Raw genomic sequence first — 18,811 nt, 5'->3', positions numbered from 1 at the left:
AGTTTTTTCAGGAGAGAACCGATGACCAAAGTGATGAACGTCGCCATGATCGGTGGCGGCTTCATGGGCAAGGCGCATGCCATGGCCTATGCCTCCATGCCAATGTTCTTCTGGCCCGCACCGGCCATTCCCCACCGCAAGGTCGTCGTCGATGTGACCGACGGCATGGCCGAGGAAGCGCGCGAGCGCTACGGTTTCGAGGAAGCGTCGTCGGACTGGCGGGCTGTCGTCAACCGGCCGGATATCGACGTCGTCGATATCTGCACGCCGAACAACGTGCATGCCGAGATCGCCATTGCGGCCGCCAAGGCCGGCAAGCACATCATCTGCGAAAAGCCGCTTGCCCGCACCGTCGAAGAGGCGAGGGCGATGCATGACGCGGTGAAAGCCGCCGGCGTCATTCACATGGTGGCCTTCAATTATCGCCGCACGCCGGCCGTGGCGCTCGCGAAGAAGTACATCGACGAGGGCAGGATCGGCCGGATCCTGAATTTCCGCGGCACCTATCTGCAGGACTGGTCGGCCGATCCGGATTCGCCCCTCTCCTGGCGCTTCCAGAAGAAGATCGCCGGCTCCGGCACGGTCGGCGACATCGCCACCCATGTCGTTGACCTCGCCCATTATCTCGTCGGCCCGATCGCCGAGGTCAACGCGATCACGACGACCTACAACAAGACACGACCGCTGCAGCAGGGCGGCGTCGACAAGCTCGGCGCAGCAGAGAAGGCCGCAGACGCCGAACGCGGCGAGGTGGATGTCGACGACGAGGTCATCTCGATGCTGAAATTTCAGGGCGGCGCGATCGGCAGCCTGGAAGCGACCCGCAACGCTTATGGCCGCAACAACTTCATCACGCTGGAAATCCACGGCACCAAGGGCTCGATCCACTTCAACTACGAGCGCCGCGACGAGCTTCAGGTAATGTTCGCTGACGACCCGGCAGATGCCCGCGGTTTCCGAACCGTCTATACCGGCCCGGCCCATCCCTATGGCAACGGCCTGTGGCCGATCCCCGGCCTCGGCATCGGCTATTCTGAAACGAAGATCGTCGAATGCTATGATTTCTTCTCGGCCATCGCGAAGAACCGGCAGCCGAGCCCGAACTTCGAGGACGGCTTGCTGACGGAACTCGTCGCCGACGCCCTCATCCGCTCCGGTGAGACCGGGCTGTGGGAGAAGGTGGGATGAGTGCGAGCGCCGCTGCGGTCCGCATGACCGGCATATCCAAGACCTTCGGCGGCGTGCGTGCGCTGGACGACGTCTCCTTCGAGGTCATGCCCGGCGAGGTCCACGCGCTGCTGGGCGGCAACGGCGCGGGCAAGTCGACGATCCTCAAGGTGCTGAACGGTGTTCACCGGCCGGACAAGGGCGCAATCGAGGTCGGTGGTGTGCCCCTGTCCACCCATTCGCCGGAGGCGTCCCGGGCTGCCGGCATCGCCATGAACTATCAGGAAATGAGCCTTGTCCCGACGCTGACGGTGGCCCAGAACATCTTCCTGACGCGGGAATACCGCGCCGGCACGGGGCTGATCGATGACCACGAGGCGGAGAAGCGTGCGGCGGACATCTTTGCAATGCTCGACGTCGTCGTTGATCCGACAGCGCTGGTCGGCGATCTCGGTGCCGGGCAGAAGCAACTGACGGAAATCGCCAAGGCTATATCGCAGGATGCGCGCGTGCTTGTCCTGGACGAACCGTCGACGGCGCTCGCCGTTTCCGATGTCGAGCGGCTTTTCGTCTTCCTGCGCAAGCTCAAGGCGAAGGGCGTGGCGATCATCTATGTCAGCCACCGCATGGATGAGATCGCCCGCATCGCTGATCGTGCGACGATCCTGCGAGACGGGCGGCATGTCATCACCGCCCCGCTTGAAGCGTTGCCGATCGACACGATGATCGAACATATCGTCGGCCGTCGCTCGAAGGGATTGTCTGATGTCGAACGCGGCGCTTCCCTGAGGGGAAAAGTGCTGCTGGAACTCGACAATGTCAGCGGCCGCCACAAGCCGGAAAACGTGTCCCTGACGCTGCATCGCGGCGAAGTGCTGGGGCTTGCGGGCCTTCTGGGTTCGGGCCGTTCGTCGCTGGCGCGGGTCATGACCGGCATCGACCCGGTGGCCAAGGGCGAAATAAGGATCCAGGGCCGCCCCGTCACGATCCGCAAGCCGGGCGATGCGATTGCCGCCGGTGTCGCCCTGGTGCCGGAAGCGCGCGCCACGCAGGGCATCATCCCGGATCATTCGGTCGCGTCCAACATGATCCTCGCCGTCATTGACAGACTGTCCAAAGGTGGCCTTGTCGATACCAAGGCGGCAAATGACCTCACGGATGCGCAAATCGAACGCCTGCGGGTGAAGACGGCGAGCCGTGACCATGCGGTCTCGACGCTCTCGGGCGGCAATCAGCAAAAGGTCGTCATCGGCAAGTGGCTCGCCACCAATCCCGACATCCTCATCCTCGACGAGCCGACTGCGGGCATCGATATCGGTTCGAAGTCCGAAATCATCCGCCTGGTGCGGGAACTCGCCGCCGCCGGCAAAGGCATCATCATGATCTCGTCCGAGCTGTCCGAACTGTTGACCGCCTGCGATCGCATTCTCGTCATGGCTGACGGGCGCGTGCACCAGGATCTGCCGCGCGAGGCGCTGGAAGATCCATCCGTGCCCGCCGATGACCTTGCCCATCGTCTCCAGGCCGCCGAACAGCGGCTCCAGATCGAAATTCAGAAGGCCCTTGCGGTCCAGGAGGTTTCCCATGGCTAACGCCTTCTTCGCCAACTGGCGCCAGAACATCATCTATATCGGCTTCGTCGTCATCTTCCTCGTCTTTGCCGTGACACTGGCAGACAAGGGGTTCCTCAATCCCAACAACCTGCTCAACATCGTCCGGCAGACCGCGATGATCGCCGTCATGGCGATCGCCATGACCTTCGTGCTCTCCGCCGGCGAAATCGACCTTTCGGTTGGCGCAGTCGCGGGTCTTGCGACGGTCACGGTCGCGATGGGCATCGCCGCAGGCGGTCCGGTCGTCGGTGTCGGTGCCGGCATCGCCACGGGGCTTGCGGTCGGCATGTTCAACGGCTGGCTCACCACCCGCATCGGTATCCCGTCTTTCCTCACCACCTTGGCGATGATGGGCATAGCCAAAGGGGTAGCCATGTGGATTTCGGCGACCGCTGCCGTGCCGATCCTGTCGCCAGGCTACTCCTGGCTCTTCGGCGGTGGCAACCTCGGTCCTGTTCCCGTACTGCTCCTCTGGATGGCCGTCCTTGGCGGTCTCGGCCACATCGTGCTGCGACGCTCGACGTTCGGTCGACGTGTTCTGGCGACTGGTGGAGGAGAAACAGCCGCGCGTTACTCCGGGATCGACACCAGGGCAATCAAGTTCCAGGTCTTGGTCATGTCCTCGCTCGCCGCAGCGCTGGCAGGCATGCTTTACGCAGGGCGTCTTCAATCTGGGCGCTTCCAGCTCGGCGAGGGGGATGAACTCTCGGTCATCGCTGCTGCGGTCCTCGGCGGTACCAGCCTGTTCGGCGGAAAGGGTACCGTGATCGGGACCATTGTCGGCGCCCTGATGATCGGCCTCATCAACAACGGCCTTATCCTGATGGGGCTCGAATTCAGCCAACAACTGATCGCCCGCGGTGGCATCATCATCCTGGCAGTAGCACTCAGCCAGAAGAGGATGGCATCATGACCCTAACGGTTGTTGCCACCATCACAGCTCGTCCCGAATTTAGGGACGAACTGGCTTCCTTGCTCGTCGCTCAGATCCCACCGACCCGCGCTGAGCCTGGCTGCATCAAATACGACCTGTATGCCGACCTGAATGATCCCTGCGTTTTCGTGTTCTACGAAGACTGGACCTGCCCAGAAGCCCTCTTGGAGCATATGGCCATGCCGTATCTCACGCCTTTTCTCTCTCAGGTCGATCGGCTTTTGGCAACACCGATAGAGGTTCGCCAGCTCCGGATGCTTAAAGGTACTGTTTCAACTTGAGCGCCCGCCTTGGGATCGCGACAGGTCTCCAATGCACCTTGACTGGCTTCGTTCGCCCCGCTCGCCAAGGAGACCTAAAGATCAGGCATCAGATCTCGACATTGCCGGTTTGAAATGAGGGCATCCCTCAGCCAAGAAGAGTGAACTCTCAGAATGAAACCCTAAACCAGGTCCCCAGCCAATTTGGGAGGCCCACTTGCGCACGAAGGCTGCTGGAATGCGTGGCCGCCAGTAGAAGATGTTTCCCCGGCGGATAAGATTTTCGACCCCGTGGCGGACTGCCATGACGAAGACACCCTGTATCAGGCCCGAATGTCACCCCATGCCGATTTCAGCTTGGGCATCACCTTTGGGCATCAGTTTTGGCATCAGGTCGCCGATGACGCCAAAACGGGATTCGGCACGACTGAAAAACATGAGAATCAAGGCATTTTGGGAGAATTGGCTGGGGAACCTGGATTCGAACCAAGATTAACGGAGTCAGAGTCCGTCGTTCTACCGTTGAACTATTCCCCACCAGGGTATCGCTTGCGCGATCGGTGAGCGGGCTTATAGACAAAAGCTTCGGCATTGCAAAGACCCAAAGCTGAAAAAAATCATGGAAAGTGTCGGCGTCTTCAAAGCGCTCCCGGATCCCGGCTTTTGCCGCTCTGGTCCGGTTCTCGTGCCGGTTCACGCGTCGTTCAGAAAAACCGTTTGGCTGAAATGGCTTGCGCTGGTATGCTTTGCCCAACGAAACGAATGATGACACCAGCGGCACGCGTCGATCTCGGCGCCTTGCGCGGTTCAGTGGATAACTTCAGTGACAGACCCCAATCGCGGCGGACAGCCGAAAAGCGAGGGGGCGTCGACAGGCAGGCGCAAGGGCGGGTCACACCGTCGGCGCGGCAAGGGCAAGAAGGCGGGGCCGGCAATGAACGGTCTCGAGACTTCTGCTTCGGCAGGATCGGCGGCAGCGTCGGTCCCTGAGCGACGTTCCGAAACGGTGATTGCGGATGGCCCCATCCGCAAGCGAAAACGCCGCCGGCGCGGCAAGGGCGCGGGAGCGCCTTCCGCAAATCCGCAGACGCACGCTGTAACGAGGCCTGGTGATCATCGGTCCGGTGAGGCGCAGTCTATGCGGCCGGCCGGCTCGACGGGCGGCGCTGTCGTCGCCGACGGGGCATCTGGCCCGCAGGTTCGTCATCCACAATCCCAGGCCTCAGAGCGGCATGTTGGTGACCCTGCGCGAGGCTCAGCAGGTGCGGCAACCGGGGAGCCCTTGTCCACCCGTGGTGACCAGCCGCAAGCGCGCAAAAGTCGGCGCAACCGCAGTCGGCGCGGCCACGGGCCGAAGCCCGGCCATGTCCGGCCGCTTGCGGGATCGGAGCCGCCCTCTGCCGCCCACAAGGCGCGCGCTGCAGATCCCGCACCCTCGCCAAAGCCGGCTCCAGTCAAGTCGCATGCTCCGCGCCCGCCGCAGAGCCCTGCGACGGAGCGGCCGCGCAGCACCTGGGAATTCGCCTCCGACGATCTCTACGCAGCCCTTGATCTCGGCACCAACAATTGCCGTCTGTTGATCGCCCAGCCGACCCGGCCTGGGCAGTTTCGCGTCGTCGACGCCTTCTCCCGCATCGTTCGGCTCGGCGAGGGTTTGGGCGCCACCGGCCGGCTGTCGCAGGATGCCATGGATCGTGCTGTCGAAGCCCTTCGCATCTGCGCCTCGAAGCTTGCCGGTCGTGACATCAGGCGCATGCGCCTGATCGCCACCGAAGCCTGCCGGGCGGCGGAGAACGGCGAACTCTTTCTCGAACGGGTGACCGCCGAGACCGGCCTGAGACTTGAGATCATCAACCGCGAGACCGAGGCGCGCCTTGCCGTGTCCGGCTGCTCGTCGCTGGTCGGGCGCGAGGCCCGTTCGGTGGTGCTCTTCGATATCGGCGGTGGATCGTCCGAGATCGCCGTCATCCGCATCGCCGACAACCGCTCCAGCCGTCTCGCCAACCACATCACCCACTGGACCTCGCTTCCGGTCGGTGTCGTCACGCTCTCCGAGCGCCATGGCGGTCGCGATGTGACGCCCGACGTCTTCGAGGCAATGACCCGTGAAGTCGAAGGCATGCTCGCCCGCTTCGACTGCCCGGATCTGCCGGTGGAGCCGAATGGCTTGCCGGAGGATTTCCATCTGATCGGCACCTCCGGAACGGTGACGACGCTTGCCGGAGTGCATCTCGACCTGCCGCGCTACGATCGCCGCAAGGTGGATGGCCTGTGGCTCACCGATGCTGAAGTGACGGCGATGCAGGCGAAACTCCTGTCCTGGGATTATGCCGGCCGCGCGGCCAATCCCTGTATCGGGCCGGACAGGGCAGATCTGGTGCTCGCCGGTTGCGCGATCCTCGAGGCCATTCGCCGCCGCTGGCCATCGAGCCGCATGCGGGTGGCCGATCGTGGCCTGCGCGAGGGACTTCTGACCGATATGATGGCCGATGACGGTGTCTGGCGCCGCGGCCGCAGCCGCCGCCCGCATCCGGCGCCACAGACTTCAAGGGAACGCTGAGAATGGCAAAACCACCCATTGCCGGCAACAGAACCGGCCGCAAGCTCGGCCAAAAGGTCAAGAAGGGCAAGCTGAAGGCCTCGTCCAGACGCTGGATCGAGCGCCACATCAACGACCCCTATGTCCAGCGCGCCAAGCTTGAGGGTTATCGCGCCCGCGCGGCCTTCAAGCTGCTGGAGATCGACGAGAAGCACCAGATCCTCAAAGGCGCCACCCGCATCATCGATCTGGGCGCTGCCCCCGGTAGCTGGTCGCAGATCGCCGCCAAGGTCACCGATTCGACCGATGACGACATTCGTGTCGCGGCGATCGACTTTCTCGAAATGGCGCCGCTTCCGGGCGTGAAGATCCTGCAGCTCGACTTCCTCGACCCCGATGCGCCGCGCCAGTTGATCGAGGCCGTCGGTGGCACGCCAAACCTTGTGATCTCGGACATGGCGGCCCCGACCACCGGCCACCAGAAAACCGACCATATCCGCACCATGCATCTGTGCGAGGTGGCAGCGCATTTTGCTGTCGAAGTCCTGTCCGAAGGCGGTCATTTCCTCGCCAAGACCTTCCAGGGCGGCACGGAAAAGGACCTGCTCAACATGCTGAAGCAGAATTTCCGCCAGGTGCTGCATATCAAGCCTGCCTCTTCACGGCAGGAATCGGTCGAAATGTTCCTGCTCGCCAAGGGCTTCAAGGGCCGAAGAGGCCCGGGCGTGGTGGAACTCGACGAAGACGGCTTTGCCCGTGACCCGCGCGAGGATGTGCCCGCGAGGGAGGATATCGATCAGGACTGACGAGGGAGGCGATCGTGTTCACCTATATCACCATCGGCATCAGTGATTTGCCCCGTGCTATCCGTTTCTACGATCCGGTATTGGCAACGCTTGGCATCGAGCGGCGGGAAGTCGACGACAACGAGGCGGGTTATGCTGTCGCTGGAGACACCCGCTGCCGGTTCTGGATCAACCATCCCTTTGATCGCAAGCCGTCGACCGTGGGCAATGGCTCCATGCCGGCCTTCGAGGCGCCGTCGCGCGCAGCCGTCGACGCCTTCCATGCCGCAGCACTGGCCAATGGCGGCACGGATGACGGCGCCCCCGGCATCAGGCACTTCCATCCCAACTTCTACGCCTGCTATGTCCGCGACCCTGATGGCAACAAGCTGTCGGCGCTCTGCGAACGGCCGGAGTGATCACGCGCGATCATTTCACGCTGATCGTCTCCTTCCCTGGTGCCCGGCGATAGCCTGATACGGCTGAGCCGACATCCCGCGAAAGCCCGAAAAAGGGCAAGACGGCGAAGACGGACAGCCCGGCGACAACCGCAAAGGCGAGGTGAAAATTGCCGAGAGACAGCGTCTCTCCGGTGACCCGTGTGCTCGCCTCCAGGATGGCGGCGGCGGTTGCCACGCCCAGCGCCAGGCTGACCTGCTGCAGCACCGAGGTCAACGACGTAGCCTGCGAGGCCTGCCCGTCTTCGATCTCGGCATAGCCGAGCGTGTTCACGCCGGTAAAGAAGAACGAGCGGCAGAAGCCGCCGATCAAGAGCATGGTCATGATCACGGCGATCGGTGTGGCCGGGGTAAAGACGCCGTTCGCCGCCGTCGTGATCGCTCCGCCGATGCCGGCCGCAATCAGCAGGTTGCGGAAGCCCGCCGCAGCAAAGGCGCGTCGTGCAATGAACTTGGTCGAGATGGCGCCAACGGCGGCGATAAAGGTGGTCATGCCCGATTGGAAGGCGCTCATCCCGAAACCCAATTGCAGCATCAGCGGCAAGAGGAAGGGTGTGGCACCGGCCGCGATGCGGAAGACGGTGCCGCCAATGATGGCCGCGCGAAAACTGCGGTTGGCAAACAGGGTGAGATCGAGCAGCGGGGCAGGGTGGCGCCGCGCATGCAGCACATAGAGTATGAGGCTGACGACACCCGCAAGCGTCGCGGTCGCGCCGACGGCAATCGGCAGCGCCGGCAGGCTCATGACGGAAAGGCCGAAGACGAGGCCGGAAGCCGCCGCCGAACTGAGCGCAAAGCCGCGCCAGTCGATCGCCGCCGTCTCGATCGGTTCGATCTCCGGCAGATAACGGCTCGAGAGCACGAGGCCAAGAAGCCCGATCGGGATGTTGATCAAGAATATCCAGTGCCAGCTGAAGAAGGTGGTGATGAAACCACCCACCGGTGGCCCGGTGATCGGCCCGAGCAGGCCGGGAATGGTTAAGAGCGCCATCGCCGAGACCAGTTCCGACTTCTTCGTGGTGCGCAGCAGCACTAGGCGCCCGACCGGCGTCATCATCGCCCCGCCCATGCCCTGCAGGAAGCGGGAGGCGACGAAGAAGAGCAGGGTATCGGAGATCGCGCAGAGCAGAGATCCCACCATGAACACGACGATAGCGGCCCGGAAGATGCGCTTGGCGCCGAAGCGGTCGGCCATCCAGCCGCTCACCGGGATGAAGATGGCGAGCGCCACCATATAGGCAGTGAGGGCAAGTTTGAGCGTGATCGGCCCAACGCCGAGATCCGCGGCAATGGTCGGCAGCGCGGTCGCGATCACGGTGGAGTCCATCTGCTCCATGAACAGGGCGACGGCGAGGATCAGGGGGGTGATGCGGTTCATCGGCATTCCGGACAGGCCGTTGGGGACACGGCAGATACAGCCTCATACTGCATTCGCACGCGGGGTGAAACCGTTTGGCCTTGCAGCGCGTTCCCAAAGGCAAGGTCCGTCGGGCGGACAGAGGGCGCAAGCCTGCATCACGATGGTGTGAGGGAACTTTCCTCTCGCTTTGTCCAGCCTATGTCGCGTTGCGGCCCCTCGATCCGGGGTAGAGGACTTGTCGTTGAGGAGATTTCCAGATGTCGATTAACAGAAGAATGGTATTGGGCGGAGCCGGCCTTGCGCTTGCATCGCCGATGATCATGGCGCGCGCCGCCGTAGCGCAACAGACGAGTGCCGATACATCCATGAGCATCGATCACGCCATGCCCCCCGAAACGCATCGCTTCAACGTCGGAAAGTTCGAGGTCCTCGTCGTGAAGGACGGCGCTCGCGCCTCGGGCAAACCGCAGGAAACATTCGGCACCAACCAGACGCCCGAAGTGGTCGGCGCTCTCCTTGAGGCCAATTTTCTGCCAGCCGACAACTTCGTCAACAGCTTCGCTCCCGTGCTCGTCAACACCGGTTCTGACGTCATCCTCTTCGACACGGGCATGGGGGAGGCGGGGCGTGCCAACGGCCTTGGTCGTCTGGCCGAGGGCCTGACCGCGGCCGGCTACAAGCGAGAAGACGTCACGATCGTCGTCTTGACCCATATGCATGGCGACCACATCGGCGGCCTGATGGAAGGCGGCCAGCCTGCTTTCCCCAATGCGCGTTACGTCGCCGGACAGGCGGAATATGATTTCTGGGTCGACCCGGCCCGTGCCGGCACCCCGGCTGAAAACGGCCAGAAGGGTGTGCTGGCCAATGTCAAGCCGCTGGCGGAAAAGATGACCTTTATCGGCGATGGCGGCGAGGTGGTCTCCGGTATCACCGGCATGGCGGCTTTCGGTCACTCACCGGGCCATATGATCTACCGCCTGGAATCGGATGGCCGACAGCTGGTGCTGACCGCCGATACTGCCAACCATTTCGTACTGTCGCTCCAGCGTCCGGACTGGGAAGTTCGCTTCGACATGGATAAGGCGGCTGCCGCGGCCACGCGCAAGAAGGTCTTCGACATGATCGCGACCGACAAGCTCGCCTTCCTGGGCTATCACATGCCGTTCCCGGCCGTGGGTTACGCCGAGAAGATCGAGGAAGGCTATCGCTTCGTGCCCAAGGCCTATCAGTTCGACATCTGATCTTTGTCGCCACCTATGGAAGCCCGTGCGATGCCCTTCGCGCGGGCTTTTCTGTCACACAGAATTAGTTCGCCCCGTCCTCGGCATCTCGGTGGACATGGCCATGCTCGCTACGCCGCAACTCTTCTGCCGCGCTGCGCAACAGGGCTACCATCCGATCCTGCAGCACCTCGTCCAAGATCTCGATGCCGGCAGCCCGGAAATCCTTTCGTATCCGATCCACAAGGCCTTTATCACCGGATGCGGCAGCCCGAGCCAGTTCCTCGGCATAGGCTTGCGCATCTTCGAGGTCGAGGACCGTGGTCGCCCATCGTGCCATCAATGTTATTCGTCGGGCGCAAATCTTGCCGGAAAGGACATCTTCATGCGCGTCTGTGCCCTGTGGTGCTCTCTTGCTGCTGTCACCGATTGCCATCGGACCATCTCCGTCTGCGTCCCTGTGCCCCTCCGAGGGACGGTGCGTCTGATAGCATAATGAATTTGAAGATCTATTTATTAGGAAGATCGAATTTTCGTCTCTTCATCGCGATCTCCAGGTGAAAGGTTCCATCGGGCGTCTGACCTGCAGGTTTTGCTATTCCCTTCCTGTCATGAACGTGTTACCAGCCCTCGCCAACTTCCAAGCATTTCATGCAGAAGCGACCGAACGGGATTCCCGTTTTCCGGGCGGATTCTGCCTATTCAAACGAAGGAATTGGCAATGGCACGCATCGTAATGTCGGCAACCGGCGCAGAAGCGCTCACCTTCGACGACGTCCTCCTGCAGCCGGGGCACTCGGTCGTCATGCCGGGTCAGACGAATATCGCCACCCGGATTGCAAGGGACATCGAACTCTCTCTGCCGATCCTCTCTTCCGCCATGGACACGGTCACCGAAAGCAGGCTCGCCATCGCCATGGCCCAGTCCGGCGGCATCGGCGTCATTCACCGCAACCTCACCCCCGTCGAACAGGCCGAAGAGGTCCGACAGGTGAAGAAGTTTGAAAGCGGCATGGTCGTCAACCCGGTCACCATCGGCCCGGATGCGACGCTCGCCGAAGCCAAGGCGCTGATGAGCGCGCACGGCATTTCCGGGATCCCGGTCGTCGAGGGCGCAAGCCGCCCCGGCCGCCTCGTCGGCATCCTGACCAACCGCGACGTACGCTTTGCCTCTGATCCGAACCAGAAGATCTACGAGTTGATGACCCGCGAGAATCTCGTGACGGTCCGGGATGGTGTCGACCAGCAGGAAGCCAAGCGCCTGTTGCATTCGCATCGCATCGAGAAGCTCCTCGTGATCGACAATGAAGGCCGCTGCGTCGGTCTGATCACCGTCAAGGACATCGAGAAGTCGCAGCTCAACCCGCATGCCGCCAAGGACGCCCAGGGCCGTCTGCGGGTCGCCGCTGCCATCTCCACCGGTGACGATGGCGTCGAGCGCGCAGAGCGCCTCATCGACGCCGGCTGCGATGTCATCGTGGTCGATACCGCCCACGGCCACAGCCAGAAGGTTCTGGATGCCGTTGCTCATGTGAAGAAGATGTCCAACGCCATTCGCATCATCGCCGGCAACGTTGCGACCGGCGAAGGCACACGCGCTCTGATCGACGCAGGCGCCGATTGCGTCAAGGTCGGCATCGGCCCGGGCTCGATCTGCACCACCCGTATCGTGGCTGGCGTCGGCGTTCCCCAGCTCGCAGCCGTCATGGCGGCTGTCGAGGAAGCCAACAAGCTCGACATCCCCGTCATCGCCGATGGCGGCCTAAAATTCTCGGGCGACGTTGCCAAGGCGATCGCGGCCGGTGCGTCTGCTGTCATGGTCGGTTCGCTGCTCGCAGGCACCGATGAAAGCCCGGGCGAGGTCTATCTCTATCAGGGCCGCTCCTTCAAGGCCTATCGCGGCATGGGCTCCGTCGGTGCCATGGCCCGCGGCTCGGCCGACCGCTACTTCCAGGCGGAAGTGCGCGACACGCTGAAGCTCGTGCCGGAGGGCATCGAAGGCCAGGTACCATACAAGGGCCCGGTCTCCGCCGTCCTGCACCAGCTCGCTGGTGGCCTTAAGGCCGCCATGGGTTATGTCGGCGGCAAGGACATCAAGGAGTTCCAGGAAAAGGCGACCTTCGTGCGCATCTCGGGTGCCGGCCTGCGCGAAAGCCATCCGCATGGCGTGACGATCACCCGCGAAAGCCCGAATTATCCGGGCGCCAACTAAAGCGGCGCTGGCAATCCAGAGATACACAAGGCCCGGGAGGGGGTTATCTTTCCCGGGCTTTTTCATGACCTGCTCTGTTCTGATGGAGGATGTTGACGATGAGTGGTTTCGAAATGTTCTGGCCCATGATGGCGCATGCCTTCCTGGTCTTCTGCCTCTACGCTTTGCTCGTCCGTCGCCGCGCCGCCGTGGTCCGCGCCGGCAAGATCGAACGCAGCGCCTTTCTTGAAAACCATGCCGAGCCAGAGGAAAGCCGCGTCGTCAACAAGGTGATCGCCAACCAGTTCGAGCTGCCCGTCCTGTTTTACGCCATTTCCATCCTGCTGTTCATGATGGAGGCAGACAATATCCTGTCGGTTTCGCTGGCCTGGCTTTTCGTTGTCTCCCGCTATCTCCAGGCCTATATGCACATCACCGGCAACCTGGCCCTGCGCCGCGCCTCCTTCATGGCGGGGTTCGTCAGCCTTTTCCTGATGTGGCTCTGGCTCGTCGTCTGGATGGCCACCGCCTGAGGCCTTCACGGCATTTTGTCTGGGCCTCCGGTGGGAGCCGCCTATCTTCTCCGCAGCAACAGCCCGGAGGAGACACCCGTGTCAAAGCCCAGCATTACCCAGGCCATGATCGACGCCTATGATGAATACACCCACCTCACGCTCGATCGTCGCGGCTTCATGCAAAAGCTGACGGCGCTGGCAGGGTCCGGCGCCGCAGCTGCTGCGATCATGCCGATGCTCGCTGCAAGCCAGGCCAGCGCAACCGTGATTGCCGATAATGATGAACGGCTCACCGTCGAGGATCTGACCTATCCCGGAGTGGCGGGCGAGATGAAAGGCTATCTGGCGATCCCCAGGAATGCCGAAGGACGGCTGCCTGCCGTGATGGTCATCCACGAGAACCGAGGCCTCAACCCGCATATCCGTGATGTCGCCCGACGCATGGCGCTTGAAGGCTTCGTGGCCCTCGCTCCCGACTTCCTGTCACCAAACGGCGGAACGCCCGCCAATGAGGACGAGGCACGCAACATGTTCCAGTCGCTGGACATGGTGGCTACAGTGGCCAATGGCGAGGCCACGCGGGCCTTCCTTGCAGGTCATGAAAAGACCAACGGCAAGGTCGGTGCCATCGGCTTCTGCTGGGGTGGCGGCATGGTCAACCGTCTGGCCGTCGCCTCGCCTGAACTGGGTGCCGGCGTCGCCTATTATGGCGCCCAGCCACCTGCCGAGGACGTTCCCAAGATCAAGGCGCCGCTGATGCTGCATTACGGCGGCCTTGATGAGCGCATCAATGCGGGCATTGACGTCTATAAGGCAGCACTCGATGCCAACGGCAAGACCTACGAGCTTTTCATCTATGACGGCGTCAATCATGCCTTCAACAACGACACGTCTGCTGCTCGCTATGACAAGGCGGCAGCCGATCTCGCCTGGTCGCGCACAGTGGCGTTCCTGAAGAAGAACCTCGCCTAGCGAAGCGGGGCGCCTGAGCGCGCCCCGGATGACGGTTTGATGAAATATACGCCCGTTTGATGCCGATCAATCGCCCGCATCTCCAGCGCGCATAAGGTCTGGCCATACCCGCTTGGCATTGATGCCCGGCGGATGTCCAGTTCGAAGAACGATGGGAGATTGATATGGCATCGATGATGAAAGCCGCTGTGGTCCGCGAATTCGGCAAGCCCTTGACGATCGAGGAATGGCCGATCCCGGAGCCCGGTCCCGGCCAGGTCCTCGTCAAGTATGAGGCGACAGGCGTCTGCCACACCGACCTGCATGCCGCCAATGGCGATTGGCCGGTCAAGCCCAGCCCGCCCTTCATCCCCGGCCACGAAGGCGTCGGTTATGTCGCCAAGCTCGGTGCCGGCGTCTCCCGCATCAAGGAAGGCGACCGCGTTGGCGTGCCGTGGCTGCACACCGCCTGCGGCTGCTGCTCGCCCTGCCGCACCGGCTGGGAAACGCTCTGCGGCAGCCAGCAGAACACCGGCTATTCGGTCAACGGCACGTTTGCGCAATACGGCCTGGCCGATCCCGATTTCGTCGGCCGACTTCCCGACAACCTCGAGTTCGGCCCGGCAGCCCCCGTTCTCTGCGCAGGCGTCACCGTCTACAAGGGCCTCAAGGAGGCCGAAGTGAAGCCTGGCGAGTGGGTCGTCATCTCCGGCATCGGCGGCCTGGGCCACATGGCCGTGCAATATGCCAAGGCCATGGGCATGCATGTGGTCGCCGCCGACATCCACGACGATAAGCTAAAGCTCGCGAAGAGCCTCGGCGCCGATGTCGTCGTCAATGGCACGGACAAGGATGCGATCGAGCAGGTGCAGAGGGCAACAGGCGGCGTCCATGGCGCGCTGGTCACCGCCGTTTCGCCGAAGGCGATGGAGCAAGCCTATGGCTTCCTGCGCTCCAAGGGCACCATGTCTCTGGTCGGCCTGCCGCCGGGCTTCATCTCTCTCCCGGTCTTCGAGACCGTGCTGAAGCGCATCACGGTGCGCGGCTCGATCGTCGGCACGCGGCAGGATCTTGAGGAAAGCCTGCAGTTTGCCGGCGAAGGCAAGGTCGCCTCGCATTTCAGCTGGGACAGACTGGAAAACATCAACGCCATCTTCCAGCGCATGGAAGAGGGCAAGATCGACGGTCGCATCGTGCTGGATCTCAGCGCCTGACCTCAGATCTCGAAGAGACAACAAACGGCGCGGTTTCACCGCGCCGTTTCGCGTTTCCGGCTTAGTCGACGGACTGGATGGTAATGACGCGCGGCAAGCTGCTGTTGCAGGCGCTGTCTTCGCAGACCCCGCTGATCCAAACCTCGCCGTCGCCGAACATCAGGCCCTCGCTATTGACGAAGGCCTGGCCGTACTCCTGATTGCGGACGATATTCACGATCTTGTCGGTGAAGACGTCGTTATAGCTGTCCAGCAATTGTGCCTCGTTCTCGAAGGTCGCGTCTTCCCCACCGATGCTGATGGTGATCGGGTAGGAGACGAGGCTGACGGCAATCTCGGCTTTGCCCTCGGCCACCGCACTCTGGAAGGCGTAGAAGAGCTCCTTGTAATCCGCGGGATCGCCGAGCAGGGTCTCGATCTGTCGGTCGGTGTCGGCCTCGTCCGCCCGGACGGGCCAAGAAACCGTTGTCAGCATCGCGCCTGTTATGAGGCTGAGAGCGAGGAAAGCTCGAAGAGCACGAAAGATCGGTAGAGACATGAAAAGGGTCCTGGGTCGATGATTTAAGGCGTCATGACCTTAAGCGAGATTGGTTTACGCCGTTGAATTACTTTTGGGGCAAACGCCGCCGTCGCGTCCAATTCGCCAAGTGGCTCGCATTGCAGCGTCGGCACTGGTTTCCGCGCGACTCTCGCCCTATGTATTGCACTGCAGCATTATCCGGGAATAAGTCATGCCAGACGCCGTCACGAACTCCGAAACCGACCGCATCTTCGTCTTCCAGGGAGGTGGGGCACTCGGGGCGTATCAGGCAGGCGCCTATGAGGCGCTGCACGAAAACGATCTTGAACCCGACTGGCTCGCCGGCATTTCGATTGGTGCGGTCAATGCAGCAATCATCGCCGGCAGCCCGCGCGACAAGCGCATCGCCCACTTGCGCGACTTCTGGCACACCGTCTCCAGCGGGCTCGATTACGGCTGGGCGGCACAGGACAACACCTTGCGGCGGATGCAGAACGATGCGGCCGCCATGGCAGCCACGCTCTTTGGCGTGCCTGGCTTCTTCTCGCCGCGTCTTTTGACGCCGAGGCAGCTGCTTGAAAGTGCCGATATGCGCGTGAGCTATTATGATACAGGCCCGCTCCTGAAAACGCTGAACCGGCTCATCGATTTCGATTTGCTCAACGACAGCCAGACACGCCTGAGCCTGGGGGCGGTGGAAGTGAAATCAGGCAATTTCGCCTATTTCGATAACCGCCAGACCCGCCTTGATGTGCGCCACATCGCCGCCTCCGGCGCCTTGCCGCCTGGCTTCGCGCCGGTCGAGATCGATGGCCGCTCCTATTGGGACGGCGGCCTTGTCTCCAACACCCCGCTCCAGCATGTGCTGAATGTGAGTGACGCGACGCGCGATCTGGAGATATTTCAGGTCGATCTGTTCAATGCCCGGGGTGACATGCCGCGCGACCAGTTCGAGGTGGAAAGCCGGGTGAAGGAAATCCGCTATTCCAGCCGAACCCGCATGAACACGGACGAATTCGCCCGCCGCCAGATGGTGCGGCGCGCCGCCAAACGCCTGCTGGACAAGCTGCCGCCGGAATTCCGGGGCGACGAAGACGCCCAGGTCTTGCGCTCGATCGGTCAGGAATACGACGTCACCATCGTGCACCTCATTCATCGTCGCGCTTCACATGCCACCCATGCAATGGATGTCGAGTTCTCCCGTCGCTCGATCGAGGAGCACTGGAAGGCCGGTTATGACGATGCCAGCTACACCTTGAAGCACCCCAAATGGCGCGGCCGCGGCAGGCCTCGGGACGGCATCCAGATCTTCGACCTTGCACGCGAACGCCATCTGCGCGTGAACGCTTGACGTCCTTCTGCGACCTTTTTTGTGTTAATACTTCGGCATGGGGATAAAATCCATTCCGTTAACCATTTGGCGACGACGACGTCCTATTGATCGTGCAGATTATCAAGGGAGCCGACGCATGATTTGTCGGTCATATGTCAATGATAGACCGTACTTCAGTCGTGCGACTTGCATTGCGCAAGCTGCCCCAGCAAGAGCGCAGTGTCCAAAGGCTTGAGGCCATTCTGGACTCGGCCATGGCACTTGTGCTGGAAAAAGACGTTTCCACCGTCACGATGAGCGAAATCGCCCAGCGCGCCGGCATTCCGATCGGCTCGCTTTACCAGTTCTTCCCGCAAAAGGCCGCAGTGCTCAAGGCACTGCACGATCGCCTCTCGATGGAGATCGAAGATAGGGTCAGTCAGATCTTCTCGGGCGTAAGTTCACTGGAAGAGGCAGCCAAACGCGGTGCGGATGCGCTGTTCGAGCTGCATACCCTGTTTCGCGAGCGACCGATCTTCATGTCGATCTGGCAGGCGATTCAGTCGGACAAAGATCTCAACCACCTGTCGAACGACTACCACGAACACCTGATGGGGGTTTTCCTCAAGGATCTCGCCCATCTCATTCCGGCCGAGGAACTGGGCAAGGTCCGCATCACGCTGAAGCTGTTTATCATCACGAGCGGTGATGTGATCCGCTTCGCCACCAGCCAGGGACCCGACGCGGCACGGGTTTATCTCGACCGCTGGCACCAGATCGTTCGAAACTCGCTCTTCGTCTCCTGACGCTGAAGATCACCAGCCGGGGATCATGTTCCCCGCCTTCAGTCGCGGGTAATGCCGCGAATAGGTCTTCGTCTCGCCATCCATGTCATCGTCAACCTGAGCCGGCGTGATGTTGTCGAGGCAGGCCGTGATGTGGTCGGTGATCGCGTTTAGCAGCGACACCGAGAAACCGGGACGCTTCATCAAGCCGATCTGAACAGGTGGCAAGGGCGGGAAACCGTCACCGGCGGTCAGCACCTTCATGCCGGTCCTCAGCGCCGATTCAGGCAGGATCGATACGGCCATGCCGGCCAGCACGGCCGCAGCGACAACGGTCGAAGACCAACTGGTGAACAGGATCTGGTAGTCCCGGCCATCCGCATCGAGCGCGGAGCAGGCGAGTTGCCGCCACTGACAATCCCGTCGCCCGACCGCAAGCGGCACCGGCGCATCGTCCCTGAGGGGATGGTTGGCCGAGCCCACCCAGCAAAGCGGCTCGGTCCGCACCACGTCCGACTGGCGCAGCAGCGGATTATGGGTCACGAGCGCAATGTCGAGTTCCCCTCGGCCCATCTTCTCGGCCAGATCCACCGATGGTTCGCAGACGATATAGAGTTCGACATTCGGATGCGTCTTCGCAAAACGCCCGATGATCTCAGGCATGTAACGGTCGGCATAATCATCCGGCGTGCCGATGCGGAGCGTACCTTCCAGACGATTGTCGTCGAAGGCGGCGATCGCCTCCGAGTTCAGCCGAATGATCCGCCGCGCATAATTCAGCAGCTTGTCTCCATCCGCCGTCAAACGGTTGCCGCGACCGTCCTTGATGAACAACTGTTTGCCGACCCGTTCTTCCAGCCTGCGCATCTGCATGGAGACGGCCGATTGCGTCTTGAAGACGCGGCCGGCAGCCTTGGTGAAGCTGCCTGTATCCACGATGGCGATGAACGTCTGCAATTGGTCGATATCAAGGGGAGCCGACAT

The 18,811-nt window shown here is 62.1% G+C and carries 18 protein-coding genes and 1 tRNA gene; 14 read left to right on the top strand and 5 right to left on the bottom strand.

The annotated features are described in order from the left end of the window. The first annotated feature begins 21 nt into the window (after positions 1–21). Genes ASE36_RS05035 through ASE36_RS05020 form a run of 4 tightly spaced genes read left to right on the top strand, consistent with a single transcriptional unit; the run spans position 22 to position 3,995 of the window. Positions 22–1,188, top strand: a complete 1,167-nt coding sequence (locus ASE36_RS05035) for a Gfo/Idh/MocA family protein (protein WP_062276144.1) — start codon at positions 22–24, stop codon at positions 1,186–1,188. After that, complete coding sequence (locus ASE36_RS05030) at positions 1,185–2,759, top strand: sugar ABC transporter ATP-binding protein (RefSeq protein WP_062276142.1); 1,575 nt, start codon at positions 1,185–1,187, stop codon at positions 2,757–2,759. Before ASE36_RS05035 ends, ASE36_RS05030 begins: the two co-directional genes overlap by 4 nt. Continuing rightward, positions 2,752–3,693: an ABC transporter permease gene (locus tag ASE36_RS05025; RefSeq protein ID WP_062276140.1), complete on the top strand. Its 942-nt coding sequence runs from the start codon at positions 2,752–2,754 to the stop codon at positions 3,691–3,693. Before ASE36_RS05030 ends, ASE36_RS05025 begins: the two co-directional genes overlap by 8 nt. Then, positions 3,690–3,995, top strand: a complete 306-nt coding sequence (locus ASE36_RS05020; RefSeq protein WP_062276138.1) for a putative quinol monooxygenase — start codon at positions 3,690–3,692, stop codon at positions 3,993–3,995. Before ASE36_RS05025 ends, ASE36_RS05020 begins: the two co-directional genes overlap by 4 nt. 442 nt (positions 3,996–4,437) lie before the next feature. Here the strand turns inward: ASE36_RS05020 and ASE36_RS05015 are convergent. Further along, a tRNA-Gln gene (locus tag ASE36_RS05015) sits at positions 4,438–4,511 on the bottom strand. Positions 4,512–4,797: 286 nt separating this feature from the next. On the opposite strand from ASE36_RS05015, the gene ASE36_RS05010 reads away from it, so the two are divergent. From ASE36_RS05010 to ASE36_RS05000, 3 genes are read left to right on the top strand one after another with little or no spacing between them, the layout of a single operon-like run. Next, positions 4,798–6,534, top strand: a complete 1,737-nt coding sequence (locus tag ASE36_RS05010) for a Ppx/GppA phosphatase family protein (RefSeq protein ID WP_062276136.1) — start codon at positions 4,798–4,800, stop codon at positions 6,532–6,534. Between the two features lie 2 nt (positions 6,535–6,536). After that, positions 6,537–7,319 carry an RlmE family RNA methyltransferase gene (locus ASE36_RS05005; protein WP_062276134.1) on the top strand — a complete coding sequence of 261 codons (783 nt, stop codon included), beginning with the start codon at positions 6,537–6,539 and terminating at the stop codon, positions 7,317–7,319. Positions 7,320–7,333: 14 nt separating this feature from the next. Next, positions 7,334–7,717, top strand: a complete 384-nt coding sequence (locus ASE36_RS05000) for a VOC family protein (RefSeq protein WP_062276132.1) — start codon at positions 7,334–7,336, stop codon at positions 7,715–7,717. Positions 7,718–7,727: 10 nt separating this feature from the next. On the opposite strand, the gene ASE36_RS04995 is transcribed toward ASE36_RS05000, so the two are convergent. Further along, positions 7,728–9,134, bottom strand: coding sequence for a DHA2 family efflux MFS transporter permease subunit (locus ASE36_RS04995; RefSeq protein ID WP_062278086.1), 1,407 nt, complete (start codon positions 9,132–9,134; stop codon positions 7,728–7,730). Positions 9,135–9,373: 239 nt separating this feature from the next. Between ASE36_RS04995 and ASE36_RS04990 the strand changes: the two genes are divergently transcribed. Further along, complete coding sequence (locus tag ASE36_RS04990) at positions 9,374–10,360, top strand: MBL fold metallo-hydrolase (RefSeq protein WP_062276130.1); 987 nt, start codon at positions 9,374–9,376, stop codon at positions 10,358–10,360. A gap of 64 nt (positions 10,361–10,424) precedes the next feature. Here the strand turns inward: ASE36_RS04990 and ASE36_RS04985 are convergent, their stop codons facing one another. Then, on the bottom strand, positions 10,425–10,775 hold the full coding sequence (locus tag ASE36_RS04985; protein WP_062276128.1) for an ATPase inhibitor subunit zeta: 351 nt from the start codon (positions 10,773–10,775) through the stop codon (positions 10,425–10,427). A 285-nt stretch (positions 10,776–11,060) separates the two neighbouring features. Here ASE36_RS04985 and guaB point away from each other — a divergent pair, with 285 nt between their 5' ends. From guaB to adhP, 4 genes are all read left to right on the top strand, one after another. Beyond that, a complete protein-coding gene (gene guaB / locus ASE36_RS04980; RefSeq protein WP_062276126.1) occupies positions 11,061–12,551 on the top strand; it encodes an IMP dehydrogenase in 1,491 nt (496 codons plus the stop codon). Between the two features lie 98 nt (positions 12,552–12,649). Then, entirely contained in the window at positions 12,650–13,063 is a 414-nt protein-coding gene (locus tag ASE36_RS04975) for an MAPEG family protein (protein WP_062276124.1), read from the top strand. Positions 13,064–13,141: 78 nt separating this feature from the next. After that, entirely contained in the window at positions 13,142–14,017 is an 876-nt protein-coding gene (locus ASE36_RS04970) for a dienelactone hydrolase family protein (RefSeq protein ID WP_062276122.1), read from the top strand. Between the two features lie 164 nt (positions 14,018–14,181). Then, positions 14,182–15,210 carry an alcohol dehydrogenase AdhP gene (gene adhP / locus ASE36_RS04965; RefSeq protein WP_062276120.1) on the top strand — a complete coding sequence of 343 codons (1,029 nt, stop codon included), beginning with the start codon at positions 14,182–14,184 and terminating at the stop codon, positions 15,208–15,210. A 61-nt stretch (positions 15,211–15,271) separates the two neighbouring features. Here the strand turns inward: adhP and ASE36_RS04960 are convergent, their stop codons facing one another. Continuing rightward, positions 15,272–15,748 (bottom strand): hypothetical protein, encoded by a 477-nt coding sequence (locus tag ASE36_RS04960; protein ID WP_156378566.1) that lies wholly within the window; start codon positions 15,746–15,748, stop codon positions 15,272–15,274. A 193-nt stretch (positions 15,749–15,941) separates the two neighbouring features. Between ASE36_RS04960 and ASE36_RS04955 the strand changes: the two genes are divergently transcribed. Then, the gene (locus ASE36_RS04955; RefSeq protein WP_062276116.1) at positions 15,942–17,081 is read left to right on the top strand and encodes a DUF3734 domain-containing protein; all 1,140 of its coding nucleotides are present in this window, start codon (positions 15,942–15,944) and stop codon (positions 17,079–17,081) included. A 134-nt stretch (positions 17,082–17,215) separates the two neighbouring features. Then, the gene (locus ASE36_RS04950; RefSeq protein ID WP_320410143.1) at positions 17,216–17,848 is read left to right on the top strand and encodes a TetR/AcrR family transcriptional regulator; all 633 of its coding nucleotides are present in this window, start codon (positions 17,216–17,218) and stop codon (positions 17,846–17,848) included. 9 nt (positions 17,849–17,857) lie between these two features. Here the strand turns inward: ASE36_RS04950 and ASE36_RS04945 are convergent, their stop codons facing one another. Beyond that, positions 17,858–18,811: a LysR substrate-binding domain-containing protein gene (locus tag ASE36_RS04945; RefSeq protein ID WP_062276113.1), complete on the bottom strand. Its 954-nt coding sequence runs from the start codon at positions 18,809–18,811 to the stop codon at positions 17,858–17,860.

Origin of the sequence: Rhizobium sp. Root274, from assembly GCF_001429245.1 — a bacterium.
Taxonomy (GTDB): Bacteria; Pseudomonadota; Alphaproteobacteria; order Rhizobiales; family Rhizobiaceae; genus Allorhizobium.
The sequence above is the reverse complement of the archived record's forward strand: the minus strand, read 5'-3'. Positions and strand labels throughout refer to the sequence as shown.

What these genes read in the sequence shown, in the direction of transcription:
- ASE36_RS05020 (WP_062276138.1), top strand. Translation starts at nt 3,690, where the DNA reads ATGACCCTAACGGTTGTTGCCACCATCACAGCTCGTCCCGAATTTAGG.
- ASE36_RS04990 (WP_062276130.1), top strand. Translation starts at nt 9,374, where the DNA reads ATGTCGATTAACAGAAGAATGGTATTGGGCGGAGCCGGCCTTGCGCTT.
- ASE36_RS05030 (WP_062276142.1), top strand. Translation starts at nt 1,185, where the DNA reads ATGAGTGCGAGCGCCGCTGCGGTCCGCATGACCGGCATATCCAAGACC.
- ASE36_RS04945 (WP_062276113.1), bottom strand. Translation starts at nt 18,811, where the DNA reads ATGTCGGCTCCCCTTGATATCGACCAATTGCAGACGTTCATCGCCATC.
- ASE36_RS04960 (WP_156378566.1), bottom strand. Translation starts at nt 15,748, where the DNA reads ATGTCTCTACCGATCTTTCGTGCTCTTCGAGCTTTCCTCGCTCTCAGC.
- ASE36_RS05005 (WP_062276134.1), top strand. Translation starts at nt 6,537, where the DNA reads ATGGCAAAACCACCCATTGCCGGCAACAGAACCGGCCGCAAGCTCGGC.
- ASE36_RS04955 (WP_062276116.1), top strand. Translation starts at nt 15,942, where the DNA reads ATGCCAGACGCCGTCACGAACTCCGAAACCGACCGCATCTTCGTCTTC.
- guaB (WP_062276126.1), top strand. Translation starts at nt 11,061, where the DNA reads ATGGCACGCATCGTAATGTCGGCAACCGGCGCAGAAGCGCTCACCTTC.
- ASE36_RS04950 (WP_320410143.1), top strand. Translation starts at nt 17,216, where the DNA reads ATGTCAATGATAGACCGTACTTCAGTCGTGCGACTTGCATTGCGCAAG.
- ASE36_RS04975 (WP_062276124.1), top strand. Translation starts at nt 12,650, where the DNA reads ATGAGTGGTTTCGAAATGTTCTGGCCCATGATGGCGCATGCCTTCCTG.
- ASE36_RS05025 (WP_062276140.1), top strand. Translation starts at nt 2,752, where the DNA reads ATGGCTAACGCCTTCTTCGCCAACTGGCGCCAGAACATCATCTATATC.
- ASE36_RS04995 (WP_062278086.1), bottom strand. Translation starts at nt 9,134, where the DNA reads ATGAACCGCATCACCCCCCTGATCCTCGCCGTCGCCCTGTTCATGGAG.
- ASE36_RS04985 (WP_062276128.1), bottom strand. Translation starts at nt 10,775, where the DNA reads ATGGCAATCGGTGACAGCAGCAAGAGAGCACCACAGGGCACAGACGCG.
- adhP (WP_062276120.1), top strand. Translation starts at nt 14,182, where the DNA reads ATGGCATCGATGATGAAAGCCGCTGTGGTCCGCGAATTCGGCAAGCCC.
- ASE36_RS05035 (WP_062276144.1), top strand. Translation starts at nt 22, where the DNA reads ATGACCAAAGTGATGAACGTCGCCATGATCGGTGGCGGCTTCATGGGC.